21 protein-coding genes are annotated in these 20,438 nt (G+C 45.7%); all 21 read right to left on the bottom strand.

From position 1 onward, the window contains the following. Positions 1-12: 12 nt before the first annotated feature. The gene (gene atpA, locus ICV38_RS00105; RefSeq protein WP_215381634.1) at positions 13-1,554 is read right to left on the bottom strand and encodes a F0F1 ATP synthase subunit alpha; all 1,542 of its coding nucleotides are present in this window, start codon (positions 1,552-1,554) and stop codon (positions 13-15) included. A 45-nt stretch (positions 1,555-1,599) separates the two neighbouring features. Then, the gene (locus ICV38_RS00100) at positions 1,600-2,136 is read right to left on the bottom strand and encodes a F0F1 ATP synthase subunit delta (RefSeq protein ID WP_215381631.1); all 537 of its coding nucleotides are present in this window, start codon (positions 2,134-2,136) and stop codon (positions 1,600-1,602) included. A gap of 1 nt (position 2,137) precedes the next feature. Continuing rightward, positions 2,138-2,608, bottom strand: coding sequence for a F0F1 ATP synthase subunit B (locus ICV38_RS00095; RefSeq protein WP_215381630.1), 471 nt, complete (start codon positions 2,606-2,608; stop codon positions 2,138-2,140). A gap of 63 nt (positions 2,609-2,671) precedes the next feature. Then, positions 2,672-2,938: a F0F1 ATP synthase subunit C gene (gene atpE / locus ICV38_RS00090; RefSeq protein ID WP_011901869.1), complete on the bottom strand. Its 267-nt coding sequence runs from the start codon at positions 2,936-2,938 to the stop codon at positions 2,672-2,674. 45 nt (positions 2,939-2,983) lie between these two features. Continuing rightward, entirely contained in the window at positions 2,984-3,859 is an 876-nt protein-coding gene (atpB, locus tag ICV38_RS00085; RefSeq protein WP_215381628.1) for a F0F1 ATP synthase subunit A, read from the bottom strand. Positions 3,860-3,899: 40 nt separating this feature from the next. Then, positions 3,900-4,400, bottom strand: coding sequence for an ATP synthase subunit I (locus tag ICV38_RS00080; protein WP_251368156.1), 501 nt, complete (start codon positions 4,398-4,400; stop codon positions 3,900-3,902). 60 nt (positions 4,401-4,460) lie between these two features. Beyond that, the gene (locus tag ICV38_RS00075) at positions 4,461-5,351 is read right to left on the bottom strand and encodes a ParB/RepB/Spo0J family partition protein (protein ID WP_215381626.1); all 891 of its coding nucleotides are present in this window, start codon (positions 5,349-5,351) and stop codon (positions 4,461-4,463) included. 25 nt (positions 5,352-5,376) lie between these two features. Then, on the bottom strand, positions 5,377-6,147 hold the full coding sequence (locus ICV38_RS00070; protein ID WP_215381623.1) for a ParA family protein: 771 nt from the start codon (positions 6,145-6,147) through the stop codon (positions 5,377-5,379). An 18-nt stretch (positions 6,148-6,165) separates the two neighbouring features. Further along, a complete protein-coding gene (gene rsmG / locus ICV38_RS00065; RefSeq protein WP_215381620.1) occupies positions 6,166-6,834 on the bottom strand; it encodes a 16S rRNA (guanine(527)-N(7))-methyltransferase RsmG in 669 nt (222 codons plus the stop codon). After that, positions 6,827-8,749 (bottom strand): tRNA uridine-5-carboxymethylaminomethyl(34) synthesis enzyme MnmG, encoded by a 1,923-nt coding sequence (gene mnmG, locus ICV38_RS00060; protein WP_215381615.1) that lies wholly within the window; start codon positions 8,747-8,749, stop codon positions 6,827-6,829. Before mnmG ends, rsmG begins: the two co-directional genes overlap by 8 nt. 106 nt (positions 8,750-8,855) lie before the next feature. Continuing rightward, complete coding sequence (locus ICV38_RS00055) at positions 8,856-9,593, bottom strand: TSUP family transporter (RefSeq protein ID WP_215381613.1); 738 nt, start codon at positions 9,591-9,593, stop codon at positions 8,856-8,858. A 115-nt stretch (positions 9,594-9,708) separates the two neighbouring features. Beyond that, positions 9,709-10,638 (bottom strand): branched-chain amino acid ABC transporter permease, encoded by a 930-nt coding sequence (locus ICV38_RS00050; RefSeq protein WP_215381600.1) that lies wholly within the window; start codon positions 10,636-10,638, stop codon positions 9,709-9,711. A 2-nt stretch (positions 10,639-10,640) separates the two neighbouring features. Continuing rightward, a complete protein-coding gene (locus tag ICV38_RS00045) occupies positions 10,641-11,561 on the bottom strand; it encodes a branched-chain amino acid ABC transporter permease (RefSeq protein WP_215381596.1) in 921 nt (306 codons plus the stop codon). Positions 11,562-11,578: 17 nt separating this feature from the next. After that, positions 11,579-12,802, bottom strand: coding sequence for an ABC transporter substrate-binding protein (locus ICV38_RS00040; protein ID WP_215381593.1), 1,224 nt, complete (start codon positions 12,800-12,802; stop codon positions 11,579-11,581). Positions 12,803-12,824: 22 nt separating this feature from the next. Beyond that, positions 12,825-13,529 (bottom strand): ABC transporter ATP-binding protein, encoded by a 705-nt coding sequence (locus ICV38_RS00035; RefSeq protein ID WP_215382653.1) that lies wholly within the window; start codon positions 13,527-13,529, stop codon positions 12,825-12,827. Then, positions 13,523-14,290, bottom strand: a complete 768-nt coding sequence (locus tag ICV38_RS00030) for an ABC transporter ATP-binding protein (protein WP_215382652.1) — start codon at positions 14,288-14,290, stop codon at positions 13,523-13,525. Before ICV38_RS00030 ends, ICV38_RS00035 begins: the two co-directional genes overlap by 7 nt. Positions 14,291-14,383: 93 nt before the next feature. Further along, on the bottom strand, positions 14,384-14,608 hold the full coding sequence (locus tag ICV38_RS00025) for a DUF3717 domain-containing protein (protein ID WP_215381585.1): 225 nt from the start codon (positions 14,606-14,608) through the stop codon (positions 14,384-14,386). A gap of 17 nt (positions 14,609-14,625) precedes the next feature. After that, on the bottom strand, positions 14,626-15,117 hold the full coding sequence (locus ICV38_RS00020; protein ID WP_215381583.1) for an SET domain-containing protein: 492 nt from the start codon (positions 15,115-15,117) through the stop codon (positions 14,626-14,628). A 1-nt stretch (position 15,118) separates the two neighbouring features. Further along, positions 15,119-17,617, bottom strand: coding sequence for a DNA topoisomerase (ATP-hydrolyzing) subunit B (gene gyrB / locus ICV38_RS00015; protein ID WP_215381581.1), 2,499 nt, complete (start codon positions 17,615-17,617; stop codon positions 15,119-15,121). A gap of 11 nt (positions 17,618-17,628) precedes the next feature. After that, the gene (gene dnaN / locus ICV38_RS00010) at positions 17,629-18,744 is read right to left on the bottom strand and encodes a DNA polymerase III subunit beta (protein WP_215381578.1); all 1,116 of its coding nucleotides are present in this window, start codon (positions 18,742-18,744) and stop codon (positions 17,629-17,631) included. 263 nt (positions 18,745-19,007) lie between these two features. Continuing rightward, positions 19,008-20,438: a chromosomal replication initiator protein DnaA gene (dnaA, locus tag ICV38_RS00005; protein WP_215381570.1), complete on the bottom strand. Its 1,431-nt coding sequence runs from the start codon at positions 20,436-20,438 to the stop codon at positions 19,008-19,010.

Here is a 20,438-nt window from a genome sequence, read left to right as displayed (position 1 = left end):
TTCTATGCGTCCTTAGAAGGCTGCTGAACGCTTGTAGTCCTCAATCGCAGCGCGCAAGGCGGCTTCGTCTTCTTTGCTCAAATCTTTGGTTTCTTCAATGCGGCCAACTAAGTCAGCATATTTAGATTTCAAATGATCTTGCAAGCCCTTTTCGAAGGCCAATACATTCTTCACTTCGAGGTCATCAAAGTAGCCGTTGTTAACAGCGTACAAAGATGCAGCCATTTCCCAAACTTGAAGTGGCTTGTATTGGGCTTGCTTACACAATTCAGTAACGCGGCGACCACGCTCGAGCTGCTTGCGGGTTGCTTCGTCAAGATCAGATGCAAACTGAGCAAACGCTGCCAATTCACGATATTGCGCCAAGTCGGTACGAATACCGCCGGACAATTTCTTAATCACTTTAGTTTGTGCAGCACCACCAACGCGGGAAACAGAAATACCAGCGTTAATCGCAGGACGCACACCAGCGTTGAACAGGTCAGTTTCTAAGAAGATCTGACCGTCAGTAATCGAAATCACGTTGGTTGGAACGAATGCAGAAACGTCACCGGCTTGAGTTTCAATTATTGGCAATGCTGTCAAAGAACCAGTCTTACCTTTTACTGCGCCGTTAGTGAACTTCTCAACATAGTCAGCATTTACACGGGCAGCGCGCTCGAGCAAGCGTGAGTGGAGGTAGAACACGTCGCCAGGATAAGCTTCACGGCCTGGTGGGCGGCGGAGCAACAAGGAGATTTGACGATAAGCAACCGCTTGCTTGGTCAAGTCATCGTAAACAATCAAAGCGTCTTCGCCGCGATCGCGGAAGTATTCACCCATAGTGCAACCAGCATATGCAGAAAGATACTGCATTGCTGCAGACTCTGAAGCACTCGCTGCAACAACTACGGTGTACTCCATCGCGCCCAATTCGGTGAGCTTGCGAACAACGTTAGCAATAGTAGAAGCCTTTTGACCGATCGCCACGTAAACGCAGTAAACGCCTTTACCTTTTTGGTTAATGATCGCGTCAACCGCAACTGCTGTCTTACCGGTTTGGCGGTCACCAATGATCAACTCACGCTGACCACGGCCAATTGGAACCATTGCATCAATCGCTTTCAAACCAGTTTGAACTGGCTGGCTAACAGATTGACGTGCGATAACGCCAGGAGCAACTTTTTCAATAAAGTCAGTTAACTTAGTGTTGATTGGGCCTTTGCCATCAATTGGTTGGCCAAGCGCGTTTACAACGCGGCCGAGCAACTCTGGGCCAACTGGAACTTCCAAAATGCGGCCAGTACATTTCACTGGGTCGCCTTCTTTAATGTGGGTGTACTCACCCAACACCACAGCACCAACAGAATCACGCTCGAGGTTCAAAGCGAGGCCGATAGTGTTGTTAGGAAACTCCAACATTTCGCCCTGCATCACACCAGACAAACCATGTACGCGGCAAATACCGTCGGTCACTGAAATTACAGTGCCTTCGTTACGAACTTGGGAGTCAACGCCCAATTCGCTAATTCGGCTTTTGATCAGTTCGCTGATCTCGGAAGGGTTGAGTTGCATTACTTACTCCTGGGTCTTATTTCGTATGTTCTTAATAGGGATAACTTATGCGCCAAGACTTGCTTGCATTTGAGCTAACTGTGCTTTTACAGAACTATCCATTACTTCATCGCCGACTTGAATGCGGACACCGCCAATCAACCCCGGATCAACTTGAATAGTTGGGCGCAATTCTTTACCCCCAAAGCGCTTCTTCAAACTTGACAACAAATCATTTAGTGCAGAGCCCTCTAAAGGGAATGCGCTGGTAATCATTACTTCTGCTGCACCTTCGCTCTGGTTCTTCATTGCCTCAAATTGATGTGCAATTTCAGGAACCGCAGCCAAGCGGTGGTTTTGATTCACGAGATTTAGAAAGCTAGCAACCTTAGGATCCAGCTTGGTTTTCACCATGCCAGAAAGCAGCTTGCTTAAATCATCCGCTGAAACTTTTGGATTATTTGATAAAGCAGCAACTTCAGGCAGGGCAGCAAGCTGTGCCAATTCATTTAACTGCTCCAAACAACCGGCTAGCTCAGCTGGTTTAGCGCTTTGAAAAAGCGCTTCAGCATAAGGACGTGCAATAGTGGCTAAATCAGCCATATCAAAGTTCTGCCTTTAATTGATCAAGTAATTGACTATGCGCTTTTGCATCAACTTCACGACGCAAAATTTGCTCAGCACCTTTAACAGCAAGAAGGGCAACTTCAGCACGCAATACTTCACGCGCACGTGTAACTTGTTGATCAGCATCTTGCTTCGCTTGAGAAATGATTCGAGCGGCTTCAGCTTGTGCGTTAGCGCGAATTTCTTCGGCTGACATTTGTGCACGTTTTTCTGCTTCAGCTACGCGTTGAACACCTTCTTGGCGCGCTTTAGTTAATTCTTCTTCGGCTGCATTGTTTGCTTGTGCAAGCGCTGCCTTGCCACGCTCAGCAGCTGCTAAGCCGTCAGCAATTTTGCTTGAACGCTCATCTAACGCCTTAACGAGTGGAGGCCACACAAAGCGTGCAACAACCCACCATAAAACGAAGAAAACGATCATTTGCGCGAATAGGGTCGCGTTCAGATTCACGATATTCCTTTCAGTATTGTTGAGAACAGTTGGATGACCCGTTGGTCATCCACGCCAAAACAATTACTTGATAACTGCGAGCAGTGGGTTTGCGAAAGCAAACAACATTGCAACACCAACGCCGATCAAGAACGCAGCGTCAATCAAACCAGCCAAAAGGAACATCTTAGTTTGGAGCGGCTCCATCAATTCTGGTTGACGTGCACAAGCTTCAATGTACTTACCGCCCATCAATGCGATACCCAAACAAGCACCAATCGCGCCGAGGCCGATGATGATGCCGATACAGATAGCTGTTGAACCTTGAATAGTTGCTAAAAATGCTTGCATGTTGCTGACTCCTGAAGTTAAAAGAGGTAGGTTAAAAATGAAATCTTAGTGATGGCTATGTGCTTGCCCGATGTAGACCAAGGTCAACATCATGAAAATAAAAGCTTGCAACAAAATTACCAAAATGTGGAAGATGGCCCAAGCTGATCCAGCAATAACGTGGCCCACCAATCCGAACAGGGATAAATCTAAATTAAAGGTCCATACGCTACCAAGCAAAGCGATCAACAAGAAGACCAGCTCACCAGCGTACATATTTCCAAAAAGTCGCATTCCTAAAGAAACGCCTTTTGCTAAATACTCAATGATGTTCAATGCAAGGTTAAATGGAGCCAAGTACCACTTTGCGCCAAATGGGGCAGAAATGAGCTCGTGCAAAAAACCACCCACACCTTTTACTTTGAAGCTGTAAAAGAAAACCAAAAGTAATACAGAAAGTGACATGCCCATGGTGGCATTCAAATCAGTTGTTGGAACCAATCTGTGGTGTGGGACATGCACACCAAAACCTTCGATGAAGTGATTAACGCCCAAAACCCAATCAACCGGAATTAAGTCGAGCGTATTTAAAAGGATGATCCAGAAAAATACGAAGAGCGCGAGTGGCGCAATAAATGTACGGTTGCCGTGAACAATGCTCTTCGCTTGAGTGTCAACCATCTCAACAATCATTTCTACTAAACATTGGAAGCGTCCTGGAACACCAGGGGTAGCACGTCGTGCTGCGATTAACAAAATAAATACAGCAATGAAGCCCATTAAAGAGGCCCAAAAAATAGTATCTAAATTAATAACGCTGAAATCAATAATGGATGTTTGATGCTCACCAGTGCTGGTGAGATTTTGTAAATGCTCAGAAATGTACGCGGTTGGCGTCATTTGTTCTGCTGCCTCATGGGCTTGTTTTACTTCGCTAGACATCTCTTAACTAGTCCTTTGTTTCAATCTCAATAGTTACTACTTAGTGCCACAGCCTCTCTAGCCATACACACTTCAAGGCAAGCAGGTAAGTCACCAACAAAGGGACCCAAAGCACGCCAGGGACGCAATACCCAATCCCTACAAACAACATCAATGTCACGGCGATTTTGATAAATTCACCAGAAACCAATGCCGCTAAAAATCTTCCTGGATTCAATCGTTGCGATTTTTTTGCTACCTCTAGTCTTGTAATAAATAAGGCTGAGGGCAAGACGCTAATTAAACCACCTAAAAAGGCCGACTGAGTATAAAGGCTTACCCCTACCGGCTCCCCAAAAATTGACCAAAACACCATGCTGATAGCCGTAATCAACACTTGGGCCAAAACAACTTTCCAAGGTGAAAGGGCGCGGTACTTTGTTGCATCGCTTTGCTGCAGCGCAACAATCTCTTCTTTGCTGTAGACCCGAATAACTTCTTCGGGCTTATCCCATTCATTTAACTCGGAAAAGTGATTTTTTTGAGGAATCAATTTAGCCACGAAAGTTTAATGTTTGCACTGCAATATGTCAAAGGATTTGGGTACATTTTTCTGCTTAACTTAAGACTCAATGCCCAACTTTTTAAATAGCGAATCAAGCTCATCAAATTGGCTAAAGCGGAGTATGAGCTCCCCACCCTTACCTTTGAGCTTAAATTGAGCACTTAAACCGATCAAATCTGCTATTTCTTGAGTCAAGCGCTGCATATCTGGATCTGGGCTTAGTGAAGAGCTACCGGGCTTACTTTTCGCTTTTTTATCGCCTATTTGACCGCCCGCAATCACTAAAGCGGCTGTCATACGCTCTGCCTCACGAACTGATAGTCCCTGCGCGGCGATTCTTTGGGCTAAAGCAACCTGGCTAGAGCCTGGCAGGGGCAAGAGCGCTCGGGCATGGCCCATATCTATGTCGCCAGCCAGAAGCATGGCCTGAACCGGCTTTGCTAGCTGAGCAAGACGCAATAAATTGGTAATAGCACTGCGAGATTTGCCTACCGCCTTTGCTGCTTGCTCATGCGTAAAACCAAACTCTTCAATCAATCTAGCTAAACCCTGTGACTCTTCAAGAGGGTTTAAATCCTCACGCTGCATGTTTTCTACTAAAGCCATTGCAGCGGCAGCTTGGTCATTGGCTCCAGAAACTAAAACAGGAACTTCTTTTAAGCCTGCAATCGTTGCCGCGCGAAAGCGTCTTTCACCCGCAATAATTTCATACTTGCCCGGCGAAACTAAACGCACCAACAAAGGCTGCATCACACCTTGTTCACGAATACTTTCTGCCAGCTCTTGGAGCGCACCCGCTTCCATTTTTTGACGCGGCTGATATTTTCCTGCTTGCAAAGCGGTTAGCGGCAAACGATTGATATCAGTAGAAGAGCTTGCTTGCTGAGTCTTTTCTCCAAGCAAGGCTTCAAGCCCTCTACCCAAACCTTTTTTCTTAATAGCAACCATGATCTTTATTTTTTCTTTCTGCGGATTACATATGTTTGATGCGCTCAACCATTTCGGCGCCAAACTCTAAATAGGCTTTTGCACCACGCGATGATTTATCGAAAGCTACGCCAGGAAGTCCGTAAGAAGGGGCTTCGGCGAGTCGAACATTGCGCGGAATAATCGTCTTAAATACTTTGTCACCAAAGTGCTCAAGGAGCTGATCCGATACTTGTTGTTGCAAGGTCATGCGCGCATCAAACATGACGCGCAATAAACCAATAATGACTAAATCTGGATTCAAATTCGCGTGCACTTGTTTAATAGTGTTCACCAAATCCGACAAACCCTCCAACGCAAAATATTCACATTGCATTGGAACAATCACACCGTTAGCCGCACACAATCCATTAAGTGTGAGCAATGACAATGCCGGCGGACAATCGATCAAAATAAAATCGTAGTTATTGGCGACTTGTGCAAGCGCATCTTTTAAGCGGGATTCACGCGCATCAATATCAACCAATTCAATTTCGGCACCAGCCAAATCACGATTAGCGGGTAGTACGTCATACCCAGAGCTTTCACAGCGCTGCGCACATTCTTTGACTGATGCCATACCAATTAATACTTGGTAAACACTCGTATTTAAGTCTGCTTTTTCTACGCCTGAACCCATAGTGGCATTACCCTGAGGGTCTAGATCAACCAACAAAACCCGCTGTTGCAGTCCAGCCAAGCCCGCGGCCAAATTAACAGCGGTCGTGGTCTTGCCAACGCCACCTTTTTGATTTGCGATACAGAATATTTTTGCCATAGCTACTTTTGGGTCTACTTAAGAGTTGAGGGTGGATTTTCTCACGGGGGATAACACCAAAAGGCGTCGCTCCACCGCTAAATTCGGAATATGCAGGGGCTCATCGGCGACTAAGCGCCAATCGTCCATGGAAACATCTTTCATTTCATCGTCTGCGCGCTTTGCTTTCATAGCAAATACCAAGCCATCGGGCTTTAAGAAGGGTAACGATAAGTCTAAGAAACGAGCGAGATTGGTAAATGCGCGAGAAATCACTGCATCAAATTGAGCTGGTTGCTGCACTGCAGCATCTTCAACTCGTTCACAGAGCACTTCAATATTTTTTAGTTTTAATTTTCCCCGCACATGCTGCAAGAATGCCGTCTTCTTACGAATGGCCTCAATCAGGGAAAGTTGCCATTCCGGCTGAACAATCGCAATCGGAATTGCCGGCAAGCCGCCACCCGAACCAAGATCTGCAATCTTGGGTGAGGGGCCCTTTAAAAACTGTCTTAATACCGGTAAAACCGCAATAGAATCAATCAGATGCAGCCTAATAGAATCTTTCTCTCCCTCAATTGCCGTGAGGTTATGGACCTGATTCCAGCGCCCCATTTCCTGCAAAAATAACTCCAGATCAGCAATATTGGTCGAGCTTAATTTGAGGCCAAGATCCTCAATTCCTAAAGCAAGGAGCCCTTCACTCATGCGTTTCTTGAGTGCGTCCCAAGCCCTTTTTTAGATGTACCAACAAAAGGGAAAGGGCTGCAGGAGTTACCCCTGAAATGCGACCAGCTTGACCTAATGTTTCTGGTTTATGCAGGTTAAGCTTTTGTTGTACTTCTTTGGACAAACCAACAACATGCGCATAATCGAGCGATTCGGGCAGTGGGAATGTCTCATTGTGTTCTTGACGAGCAATTTCTGTCGCCTGACGGTCAATATAACCCTGGTATTTGATCGAGATCTCAACCTGGTCACTGATTTGGGCCGCCAAACCAAGATCTTCATCCAAGGTTTCAGGGGCCCAGATTCCATTACCCAAAGCGGTGATTGCCTCGTAAGTAACGCCCGGACGCCTCAACAGCTCCGTTAAATTGCATTCGTGGGACAGGTCTTGTCCCAATAATTGGGAGACCAAGAGGGCTGCCTCGTGTTTGGGGCCAATCCAAATGTCCTGCAAACGAGATGTTTCACGTGAAACAGCATCTTGTTTTCTGCAAAACACTTCCCAACGATGGTCGTCCACCAGGCCAAGCTCCCGCCCAATCCCTGTTAAGCGCATATCCGCATTATCTTCACGCAGGCTCAGGCGATATTCAGCGCGACTTGTAAACATTCGATATGGCTCCTGAACCCCGCGAGTAATCAGATCATCTACCAAAACGCCGATATAAGATTCACTGCGCTTGGGCAGCCAAGGCTCTTTACCTTTAGCAGCCAATCCAGCGTTAATGCCGGCCAACATACCTTGTGCTGCAGCCTCTTCATAACCAGTGGTGCCATTAATCTGGCCAGCAAAGTACAGCCCAGCAATCACTCTTGTCTCAAGACTGTGGCGCAATTGGCGAGGATCAAAGAAGTCGTATTCAATTGCATAGCCCGGGCGAACAATCACTGCAGACTCCATTCCCCGGATGCTTCGAACCAAATCCCATTGAACATCAAAAGGCAAGCTAGTAGATATCCCGTTGGGATAAAACTCATTGGTAGTTAAGCCCTCCGGCTCTAAGAAGATCTGGTGACTGTTTCTAGAGGCAAAACGATGAATTTTGTCTTCAATAGAAGGGCAGTAGCGGGGGCCAACACCTTCAATAACCCCCGTATACATCGGAGAGCGGTCTAAACCACCCCGAATAATGTCGTGAGTTTTTTCATTTGTATGAGAGATCCAGCAGGGGACTTGCTTGGGGTGCTGCTCTGGACGACCCAAATAAGAGAACACTGGCACAGGATCTAAATCCCCCGGCTGCTCCAGCATGACGGAAAAATCAATAGTGCGGCCATCAATGCGGGGTGGGGTACCAGTCTTCAACCTTCCCTGCGGAAGCTTTAACTCTTTAAGTCTTGCGGATAAGGAAACAGCGGCGGGATCACCCGCGCGCCCGCCGGCGTAATTATTTAAACCAACATGAATCTTTCCATCTAAAAAAGTGCCTGCTGTTAGCACCACCTTTTTAGCCATAAATTCCAGACCCATTTGGGTAACCACACCCTGAACTTCATCGCCCACAACCAATAAGTCATCTACTGCCGCTTGAAAAAGGCTCAAATTAGGCTGATTTTCAAGGCGGCGGCGAATTGCCGCTTTATATAAAACCCTATCGCCCTGGGCGCGGGTCGCTCGTACAGCGGGGCCCTTGCTGGAATTAAGAATACGAAATTGAATGCCAGCCTCGTCGGAGGCAGCTGCCATGGCGCCGCCCATCGCATCAATTTCTTTTACTAGGTGACCCTTGCCAATTCCCCCGATTGAGGGATTGCAACTCATGGCACCAAGATTCTCAATGCTATGGGTAATTAATAGGGTGTCGCAACCCATGCGAGCAGATGCAAGAGCGGCCTCGGTCCCAGCGTGACCGCCGCCGACTACGATGACATCAAAACTTTTGGAATAACGCATGATTTGCCTCAGATAGGGCGATGATCATAGCATTTTGTTTGTTTCACGTGAAACAAAAACTAAGAAAATTCTTAGAAAAACGGGGTTTATTTTCTAAGATATTGATTTAATTGATGAAATAAGCATTCCAAGCCGACTTCAATATCAGAACACTAACAATAACCAAAAAAGCTTTTCTTACAAAGGCGCTGCCATGCTTAATCGCAAGCCGGCTACCGAACTGACTGCCTGCAATATTGGCAATCATCATTGCAAAACCAAGGGTCCAATTAATTTGCCCAAGACTTGCCAACATTAAGATGGCCGCTAGATTCGTGGCTACATTCACCAATTTTGTAGCAGCAGAGGCATGCAAGAAATCAAAACTAAAAAAGCGCACAAATCCAAATAGTAAAAAGCTACCAGTACCAGGGCCAAAGAAGCCGTCATAAAACCCAATTGTTAAACCAAGAAATGCGGCCTTTGCTTGTTGGAAGCGTCCGAGAATTTTTGGGGCGTGCGCCTCTCCAAGCGAAGGCTGAAACCAGGTGTAGAGCAACAGAAACAACAAAACAAATGGCAAAGCTTTACGCAAAGGCTCTGCCGGAAAATTGCTGACCGCATTTGCTCCAAGAAGAGAGCCAATAAAACCAGCAACGATTGCCGGCAAAACAATTGCCCACGGCAAAGATACGTGACGTAAATATTTTCTGGCTGCATTTAGGGTTCCGCCAACTGCAGAAACTTTATTTGTTGCAAGTAGTGTTGCTGGCTGGGTATCAGGATATGCAGCAAACAAAGCGGGCACCTGGATTAGGCCGCCGCCGCCAGCTACAGCATCCACCAAGCCAGCAAAGAAGGCCATTGCTAAAAGCAGTGGCCATATGAAAAATGAGAATTCGATGAGGATCTCTTTTAGTTAAGTGAGTGTGGCGCTTTTAGAAATTCGCGCCACACTAAAACCAAATAATAAAAGGAAATTAGTTTTTGCTTTTGAAGTGCGCAGCAATTTCACCAACAACGCCACGACGAAATGCTAAAACACAAACCACAAAAATAAATCCAGTTGCAATCGTGCTCCATGAACCAATATTCGCGAGATAGTTTTGCAAACCAACAACGATGCCGGCGCCAACTACTGGACCAAGAATGGTTCCCATGCCGCCAAGTAAAGTCATCAATACAACTTCGCCAGACATATGCCAATGAACATCGGTCAATGTTGCCAGCTGGAATACCAAAGACTTCATTGATCCTGCTAGACCAGATAGAGCAGCAGAAATCACAAAAGACATGAGCTTGAAACGATCAACGTCATATCCCAAAGAAATGGCGCGCGGTTCGTTTTCACGAATCGCTTTTAAGACTTGACCAAAAGGAGAGTGAACAGCGCGCATGATCAACGCGAAGCCAAATAAGAAAACGGTCAAGACAAAGTAGTACATCGCAACGTCATCTTTGAGGTCAATTAGACCAAATAATATTCCACGTGGTACACCCTGAATTCCATCTTCTCCCCCGGTATAGGGGAGTTGAACTGCCAAGAAATACACCATTTGAGAAAGGGCTAAAGTGACCATCGCAAAATAAATACCCTGCCTGCGAATCGCCAAAGAGCCAATTAAAAAACCTAGCACTCCGGAACCCACAACACCCAAGATAATTCCTAATTCGGGAGATAGACCAGCCTCCTTACAAAAATAAGCAGTAATATAGGCGGCGGTTCCAAAAAATGCCGCATGGCCAAACGAGAGCAGGCCTGTAAACCCAAGCAACAAGTTAAAGGCGCAAGCAAAAAGGGCAAAGCACAATACCTTCATTGCAAATACCAAGTAGATGAAATCTTGAAACGGTAACAGCAGCGCAATTAAAACTAAGATGCCATAAAGTAATTTTATTTTTGAACTCATGATTATTTTTCCCGTCCGAATAGTCCAGCAGGACGAAGCAACAAGACAATTGCCATGATCACAAAAATTACGACACCAGAAGCCTCTGGGTAAAAGACTTTAGTGAGGCCTTCAATGAGGCCCAAAGCCAAGCCGGTCAGAATGGCGCCCATGATTGAGCCCATGCCACCAATAACAACTACTGCAAAAACTACAATGATGAGGTTTGAACCCATCAGTGGATTTACTTGAAAAATTGGGGCAGCCAATACGCCAGCAAATCCAGCCAGGCCAACGCCATAGGCATAAGCTAAAGAAATCATCAGGGGAACATTGATTCCAAAAGCCTGAAGTAATTTGGGATTCTCTGTACCAGCGCGCAAGTATGCGCCTAACTTAGTTCTCTCAATAACGTACCAAGTTGAAAAGCAAACGGTTAACGAAATTGCGACAACCCATAAACGGTAGATTGGCAAAATAATTCCGATAGAGTCTAAGGGGATGGCACCCTGAAGCATTTCTGGGGCTGGATAGCTCTCACCAGAAATACCGTACCAGTGACGGAACATGCCTTCTATGATTAATGCCAGACCAAAAGTTAATAGAAGGCCATATAGATGGTCTAAGTGATAAAGCCTGCGCAACATCGTGCGCTCAAGAATTAATCCAAAACCAGCCAAGACAAACGGCACAATGATTAATGCAAACCAATAATTAATTGTGAGCTCTGGAAAGCCAAGCCATTGGCTAATCTGAGTCAATCCAATCCAAGCAATAAAAGCACCCATGGTGTATTGAGCACCATGAGCAAAATTAATGATGTTGAGAAGGCCAAAAATAATGGCCAATCCCAAACTCAATATGGCGTAAAACGAGCCATTAATAAGCCCCACCAAGAGCTGGGCCACCAGCCCTTGTGGGGTAATTCCGAGAAGTTCAAACATTCTGGATTTCTATTTACTTACTTGTTAACTAATTTGCACTTTGATTGTGAAAGCGGCAAAGTAGCTTCCGCCGCTGGGATCGTAGCGCGGACATAGTAGTAATCCCATGGGCTCTTCGAATCAGCAGGCTTCTTCACTTCAAGCAAGTACATGTCATGCTCAAACTTGCCATCAGCACGGATCTTGCCCTTGAAAAGACCGTCATCAATATTGGTGGATTTCAAAACCTTCATCACGGCTTGCGTGTCATCTGTGCCAGCTTTTTGAACTGCATTTAAGTATGCAAGAACGGATGAATAAACGCCGGCCTGAACCATAGTTGGCATGCGCTTGTGTTGCAAGATAAAGCGTTTAGAGAAGGCGCGTGTTTTGTCGTCTTTATCCCAGTAAAAGCCCTCTGTAAGGTACATGCCTTGTGCAGCAGGCAAACCTAAAGAATGCACATCGGAGATAAACATGAGCAATGGAACGACGGTTTGTTTTTTATTGATACCAAACTCGGAAGCTTGCTTAACAGTATTGATGGTGTCTTGACCAGCATTGGCAAGCGCAACTACATCAGCACCACTAGCTTGTGCCTTCAAGAGATATGAAGAAAAATCGCTATTTGGGAATGGGTGCTTACTGGTTCCCAAAACTTTACCGCCATTAGCCGTTACAACGGCTGTGGCATCTTTTTCAAGAGCTGCGCCAAACGCGTAGTCAGCAGTAATGAAGTACCAGTTCTTTTTGCCCTGCTTTACAACTGCCTTACCCGTTCCGTTTGACAGCGCATAAGTATCATAAGCCCAGTGAACGTTATTGGCGGTACATTTTTCGTTGGTAATGGGAAGTGAGCCGGCACCAGAAACCAAAGTGATTTTGTTCTTCTGTTCAGCAACTTCCATTACCGCTAAGGCAACGTTGGTAGAGACCAACTCAACAATGACATCTACGCCATCTTTGTCATACCATTCACGAGCCTTGTTTGCTGCAATATCTGCTTTATTCTGGTGGTCTGCGCTCACCAACTCAATTTTCTTTCCAATAACAGTGCCGTCTTTGGAAAAGTCGGCAATGGCCATCTTGGCAGCAATCACTGCACCAGGTCCAGCCAAATCTGAATACGTTGAGGATAAGTCAGTCAATACGCCAATCTTGACAACATCTCCACTCACTTTTGATCCTGCTTGCGCAAAAACTGGGTTTGACGCGAACATCGTTGCGGCAACCAGTGATGCGGTTATTTGCTTTAACTTCATTCTTATCTCCTAAAGAAAACCACTAAACACCTAGATACTCATTTAATAAGGCTGCCTTTTCTGCAAGCTCACTTTGTTGCACCACTTCAACAACATTTCCATGTTCGACTACATAATGCCGATCCGCCAAAGGTGCAGCGAAACGGAAGTTCTGCTCCACCAAAACAATGGTGAAGCCCTTGTTGCGCAAACTGGTCACAACCTCACCCAGTTTTTGCACAATCACTGGTGCCAGACCTTCGGTAATCTCATCCAATAACAGTAGTTTTGCACCCGTTCTCAGAATTCGAGCCATCGCCAACATTTGTTGCTCGCCCCCGGACAACCGGGTTCCAGGGCTGTTACGTCTTTCATATAAATTTGGGAACATCTCATAGATCTCATCCAAACCCATGCCGCCAGGAGCGATTTCTGGGAGCAACAATAAATTCTCTTCTGTGCTTAGGCTCGCAAAAATGCCCCGCTCTTCTGGACAAAAGCCCACCCCCAGGCGGGCAATTTTGTAGGTTGGTGTTGAAATGGTTTCGGTTCCATAGATTTGTACCGAACCAGTTCTTTTGCTAGTTAAACCTAGAATTGTTTTTAAGATCGTGCTTCGGCCTGCGCCGTTTCTACCCAAAAGCGTAACCACTTCGCCATCCCGAACGGCAAAATTCACCCCATGCAAAATGTGTGACTCGCCGTACCAAGACTCTAAATTCTTAACCTCGAGGGCCATGGTCATAATGCATCTCCCCCATGACTACCCATGTAGGCCTCAACAACCAGTGGGTTGTTTGAAACCTCATGATAGTTACCCTCTGCCAAGACCGATCCGCGCTGTAGGACGGTAATACGATCGGCAATAGATGAAACTACCTTCATATTGTGCTCAACCATCAAAATAGTGCGCCCCTTGGCGACTCGATCAATGAGCTCAGTAACGCGCTCGACATCCTCATGACCCATGCCCTGTGTTGGCTCATCAAGCAGCATTAACTCCGGCTCCATTGCCAGGGTGGTTGCTATTTCAAGGGCTCTTTTGCGTCCATAAGCCAGATTAAGGGTTTCTTCATCCGCAAAACCCTCAAGGCCGACCTCATGCAAAAGCTCTAAAGCGCGCTCGTTCAAAACATTTAACGAGTTGCCAGACCTCCAAAAATGGAACTCTGTGCCCAGACCTCGCTGCAGTGCAACGCGAACATTTTCCAAAACCGTCAAATGTGGAAAAACCGCAGAAATTTGAAAGGATCGAATAACACCACGCCTCGCAATTTGAGCTGGGGCCTCATTGGTAATATCAAAACCATTAAATAAAATTTGGCCGCTACTGGGCTCTAAAAATTTTGTGAGCAAATTGAAGCAGGTAGTTTTGCCAGCGCCATTTGGGCCAATTAAGGCATGAATGGTTCCTCTGGTCACATCAAGATTGACGTCAGTTACTGCCGAAAACCCTTTAAAGGATTTTCCGAGTCCGATTGTTTTTAAGATTGTTTCTTGCAAGCTTATACCCTCTACCCCCAACCGGGGCAAGACATTGAGAATAACCTAAGATGGTGTTGGTTTATATAGCAATAACCCTAAATTTAGCAGTCTTGCAGCTTAAGAATTTTGAGTATGTTCAAGATATTTTTGAATGGCTGTCCTTGCCGACACACCCAGGACGTCCAGCGGTATTCGTTGCGATCCCTGAACAATCATCAAAGCATAAGGTTTCGCGAGCTCAGAGGCTTCTGAGCACAAACGCAACTCATCTCCTTCTGCGGGTGATTGGCTGCGCCAATAATTAATTGCCGCCTCAAGCTCTTGAATTGTGATGTACAGCACAGGAATGTTTTGGTTTATTAATCGTCAAGCGCAAGCATGGTGCCGCGGCACTTTTTTGAACCACAACGACACTCATAATCTTTTTTCATCTGCTTGGTGATTTTTCCCTCAATGTCTAGCGAGTAGTCATAAAACAGCTCTTCACCAACCTTAAGATTGCGTTTTGCATAAATAAAAACACGGGGCTTGCCATTGTATGTGGCTTCGCGCGTTTCGCAGATAGGCTTGCAGGAGTGGTTTATCCAGCGCGCAGCATTGCCGCCGTACTTGGCATCAATCACGCGCCCATCATCCAGAGAGAAATAAAAAGTATGGTTTGGATCTTTTGGATCGTGTGGGTGGCGCTTCAGGGCAAGCTTCCAGCTAATGTGCTCGCCCTTGTACTCAATAATTGCTTGGCCTTTTTTGATTGGCTTGGCAACAAACACCCCCTTACCATGAATGGGTGAGTTTTTAACAACAATAGCGGAACGGTCTACCTTGGGGGGCTTTAATTTTTTGGATGCCATATTAAACGTCTAGGTTACGAGCAATCAGTGCGTTCTTTTCAATAAATGCGCGGCGCGGCTCAACCTCATCACCCATTAGTGTGGTGAAAACCTGATCGGCAGCAATGGCATCTTCAATTTTTACCTGGAGCAGGGTGCGTGAACTTGCATCCATTGTGGTTTCCCACAGTTGAGATGGATTCATCTCACCAAGACCCTTGTAGCGCTGACGACTTAGTACGCGCTCTGCCTCTGACAGGAGCCATGAGAACGCGCCCCTAAAGTCATGAATGGTTTGCTCTTTTTGATTTTTGTCTGGATCACCGCGTCGCACTTTTGTTCCCGGTAAAACTTTGCCCGATAAAACAGCCGCAGCGTTCGCAAGACTCTGGTAGTCATCGCCATGGACAAAATCAGAGTTAATGGTTGATAGCTTAAGGTTGCCATGAATCCGGCGTGACAACAACAAACGGAAGCGCTCTGTGCGATCTTCTTTTTGAACAATAATTTCCGGCGGTGCGGCAAGTGGATTTAGTGATTCTGCTAGTGCCCCTCTTAATCTATCGGCTGACTCATTGGCTAATTTTTCTGTATCCAAATTCAATTGTGTGCCGGATGCAATTGCACGAATGGCATCTTCATCAATGGTGCGCGATAAACGATCGACAATAGACTGAATTACTTGATAGTGCTTTGCGAGTTCATTTAAAGCTTCACCCTCGATCACCTCACCAGATGGAATTTGCAAAGAGGCAGTTTCAAGCGCAATCTTGAGCAACAACTGATTAAGCTCTGTGTCGTCCTTAATGTATTGCTCACTCTTGCCAAACTTCACCTTATAAAGTGGTGGTTGCGCAATATAAATGTGGCCGCGCTCAATTAGCTCTGGCATCTGTCTATAGAAGAAGGTTAGTAAGAGCGTGCGAATATGGCTTCCATCAACGTCCGCGTCCGTCATGATGATGATGCGGTGATAACGAAGCTTGTCAGCCTTGTACTCTTCAATACCGATGCCCGTTCCCAAAACGGTGATGAGAGTCACCACCTCTTGGCTCGCTAACATTTTGTCAAAGCGCGCTTTTTCAACGTTGAGAATTTTTCCTTTTAAAGGAAGAATTGCTTGGAAGCGACGATCGCGCCCCTGCTTTGCAGAGCCGCCGGCAGAGTCGCCCTCAACAATAAATAATTCGGATTTGGCGGGATCTTTTTCTTGGCAGTCCGCTAACTTTCCGGGAAGCCCCAAACCATCAAGAGCGCCCTTGCGCCTTGTCATGTCACGGGCTTTGCGTGCGGCTTCACGAGCACGGGCGGCATCTACGATTTTTCCGCAAAGGATTTTTGCGTCTGCTGGACGCTCTTGCAGATAAGCAGTTAGAGCCTCAGCAACAATTTCCTCTACAGGCCCACGGACTTCGCTAGAAACCAATTTGTCTTTGGTTTGGCTAGAAAATTTTGGTTCTGGAACCTTTACCGATAAGACACATGCCAAACCTTCACGCATATCGTCGCCAGAAATTTCTACCTTAGCCTTTTTAGCAACTTCATTTTCATCAATGTACTTATTGATTACGCGTGTCATTGCAGCACGCAGGCCGGTCAGATGGGTTCCACCGTCACGCTGAGGAATGTTGTTAGTAAAACAAAGAACTTGCTCACTAAAGCTGTCGTTCCATTGCATGGAAACTTCTGCGGTAATTTGACCGCCCAAGTCTGATGGGCGAATCCCTTCTGCGTAAAAAATATTGGGATGTAAAACATTTTTAGTTTGGTTGATGTATTCAACAAAGCCCTTAACGCCGCCTGAGAATGCAAAATCTTCTTCCTGGCCAGTGCGTTGGTCAATCAGTTTGATGTGTACCCCATTATTTAAAAACGAAAGTTCACGAATCCTCTTAACGAGAATTTCATAATGGAACTCAACGTTTCCAAAGATTTCTTCATCTGCCAAAAAGTGAACTTCAGTACCTGAAAGCTCGGTATCACCAATAACAGTAATTGGGGAAGTGGCAACGCCATTTTCTTCTTGAATATTGCGGTTTTGGATAACGCCGCGAGCAAACTCCATGTAGTGGGTTTTGCCATCACGACGAATGGTAAGTTTTAACCATTTAGAAAGAGCGTTTACACAGCTAACACCCACGCCATGTAAACCACCAGAAACCTTATAGCTATTTTGGTCAAACTTTCCACCAGCGTGCAACTCGGTCATCACAATTTCAGCTGCACTTCTTTTTGGCTCATGCTTGTCATCATACTTAATGCCGGTTGGAACGCCACGACCATTATCAACAATTGAAATGGAGTTGTCTGTTTGAATGACAACTGTAATTTCAGAGCAGTACCCTGCTAAGGCTTCATCGATAGAGTTATCTAAAACCTCAAACACCAGGTGATGAAGACCAGTGCCATCAGAGGTATCTCCGATGTACATGCCGGGGCGTTTACGAGCAGCTTCAAGACCCTCTAATATTTGAATCGATGCGGCACCATACTGCTCTACTACTTTTTTTTCTTCAGTCATTTTTTTCTATATCAAATGCGCATTGGCATTACAACGTACTTAAAGCTTTCTGATCCAGGTAGAGTGATTACGGCGCTACTGTTTGCGTCACCCAAACTAATTTGTATTTTTTCGTTCTTTAGGTTGGCCAATACATCCAATAAATAACTGACGTTAAACCCAATCTCAACAGCGTCACCACCATATTCAGTTTCAATCTCTTCTTGCGCTTCTTCTTGTTCAGCGTTTGTTGACTGAACAGTGATTCGATTGGGGGATAAGGAGAATCGAACGCCTTTAAATTTGTCTGTAGTCAAAATTGCAGCTCGCTGAAGTGCTGCTTGCAATACATCACGACCAACGGTGAGGGAGTTCTTATGTCCCTTTGGAATAACTCTTTGGAAGTCAGGGAATTTACCCTCTACCAATTTTGAGATTAACTCAATATCGCCAAAAGTAAACTTGACTTGATTGGCGCTGACACTAATCTCGAGAGGCTCATCGGAATCTTCTAATAAATGTTGGCACTCAAGAATAGTTTTGCGCGGGATAATAATTTCTTGTCGCTGACCAGATCCTGATGGCGCCTCTGCAAGGTCAACCTGAGAAAACGCTAGCCTATGACCATCCGTCGCAACTGCAACAACCTCTTTGCCCTCAACCACCAACAACATCCCATTTAAGTAATAACGGATGTCTTGTTGAGCCATGGAAAAATGAACCTGGCTGATGAGTTGACGAAAACTTTTTTGCGACATCTTCCAGTTGGCAGTCACCTCTCCAACATTTTGCATCACAGGAAACTCTGTTGCCGAGAGTGTTTGAAGAGAGAAGCGGCTTTTACCGCTTTGAACCACCATGCGATTGTCTTTTAAATTTAATGAAACCGGACCCTCTGGTAAGGCCCTCAAAATATCTAACAACTTTCTTGCTGCAACTGTCGTGGTGACATCCTCAGCACCAACACCAAAATTCGCATTGGTAGTGATTTGAATCTCTATATCCGTAGAAACAAAAGAAATCTTCTCACCATTTTTTTTAAACAAAAGATTGGCCAAAATTGGGAGTGTGTGTCTACGCTCAACAATCCCACTAACCACCTGAAGTGGTTTCAATAAACTATCGCGCGAGGTGTTAACTAGTTGCATTGCTTTTAAATCCTTGTATATATCTTAGTAGTAATAGTAATAAGGCTTTGTTTTTCCGTGGATAACTCAAAAACCTTAAACAAAACAACACATTAAACGCTTTAAAACCTGTGGAAAACTTCTGTATAAAGACTGCATAAAAACTGAATAACTTTATCTCAACACCCTATTTTTGCATGAAGCGCAGACTTTCCACAATTTATCCACACCCAGTCCCCAAACTTATCCCATGGGTTACCCACAAACTTATCCACAGCCAAAAATTAAGCCTTTAACGTTTGCTCAATAACGTGAATTTCGTGGTTGAGTTGGCTATCGTGTGCACGCTCATCAGCGATTTTTCTAACCGCATGCAAAACAGTGGTGTGGTCGCGACCACCAAACAATTCCCCAATCTCTGGCAAGCTTTTTTGAGTCAACTCTTTGGCCATAAACATTGCAATTTGGCGTGGTCGGGCGATATTTGCTGGGCGTTTTTTGGAGTACATGTCGGCAACCTTGATGCTGTAAAAATCAGCCACCGCTTTTTGAATATTTTCAACCGAAATCTGACGATTTTGGATTGAAAGCAGGTCTTTTAAGGCTGTTCTGGCAACCTCGATGGTGACCTCGCGACCGTGAAAGCGAACAAAAGCCAAAATCTTGCGCAATGCTCCCTCTAGTTCACGAACATTAGAACGTAGGTGTTTGGCCACAAAAAACGCGACATCCTCACTCATAGGAATACCCTCGTTGGCCGCCTTTTTCATCAAAATGGCAACGCGCATTTCTAATTCTGGGGGCTCGATTGCAACCGTTAACCCAGAGTCAAACCGAGAGATGAGGCGATCATCTATTCCTGCCATTTCCTTGGGATAGGTATCGCTCGTAATGATGACTTGTGATTTATTGCTTAATAGGGCCTCGAACGCATAAAAGAACTCTTCCTGCGTCCTAGATTTGCCGCTAAAGAACTGAATATCGTCGATTAACAAAAGGTCTAATGAGTGGTAGTACCGCTTAAAGCGGTCAAAAGCCTTTTGTTGGTATGCTCTCACCACATCCGAGACATACTGCTCGGCATGGATGTATCGAATTCGTGCGTTAGGCTTTTCTTTTAGTAGGTGGTTGCCAATCGCGTGGATTAAGTGAGTCTTCCCTAGCCCAACACCCCCATATAAGAACATTGGGTTGTATGACGTTCCGGGGTTGTGTGCAACCTGTATGGAGGCTGCCCTAGCAAGCTGATTTGCTTTGCCGGTAACAAAAGTCTCAAAGGTTAGGTTGGGGTTCAGTTTGGAGTGATCCTCAATCTCAAAAGATTGCTCTTCCACGGAAACGCTGGGCTCCAACTCCCTTGTTGTCGTTGCCTCAACAAGCTCAACATCCCGGCTTGTTTGGGCGGGGGCCGCTGGGGGTGTAGGGACCTCTAAGGCAAGCACAAAACTAACATTTGTTTGTTCACCAAAATATTGCGAAGCAAGCTCCTGGAAGCGGTCTGCAAAAGTTTTTTTGATCCAATCGAGCTTAAACCTGTTTGGTGCGCCAACAGTTAGTGTGCGCTCACTCTCGTCAAAAGACACAAGCGTTAGGGGTTGTATCCAGGTTTTAAATTGCTGGGGTGACAGCTCGCGGGATAGGGCGCCAAATGCGCTGTCCCAAAAACCCAAGGGGCTGATTGAATTCAAGGCGGGGGGATTTTGTAAGTTGCTCAT

Origin of the sequence: Polynucleobacter sp. MG-6-Vaara-E2, from assembly GCF_018687695.1 — a bacterium.
Lineage (GTDB): Bacteria > Pseudomonadota > Gammaproteobacteria > Burkholderiales > Burkholderiaceae > Polynucleobacter.
Note: the sequence above shows the minus strand (reverse complement) of the source record. Positions and strands in the feature narration are given on the sequence as shown.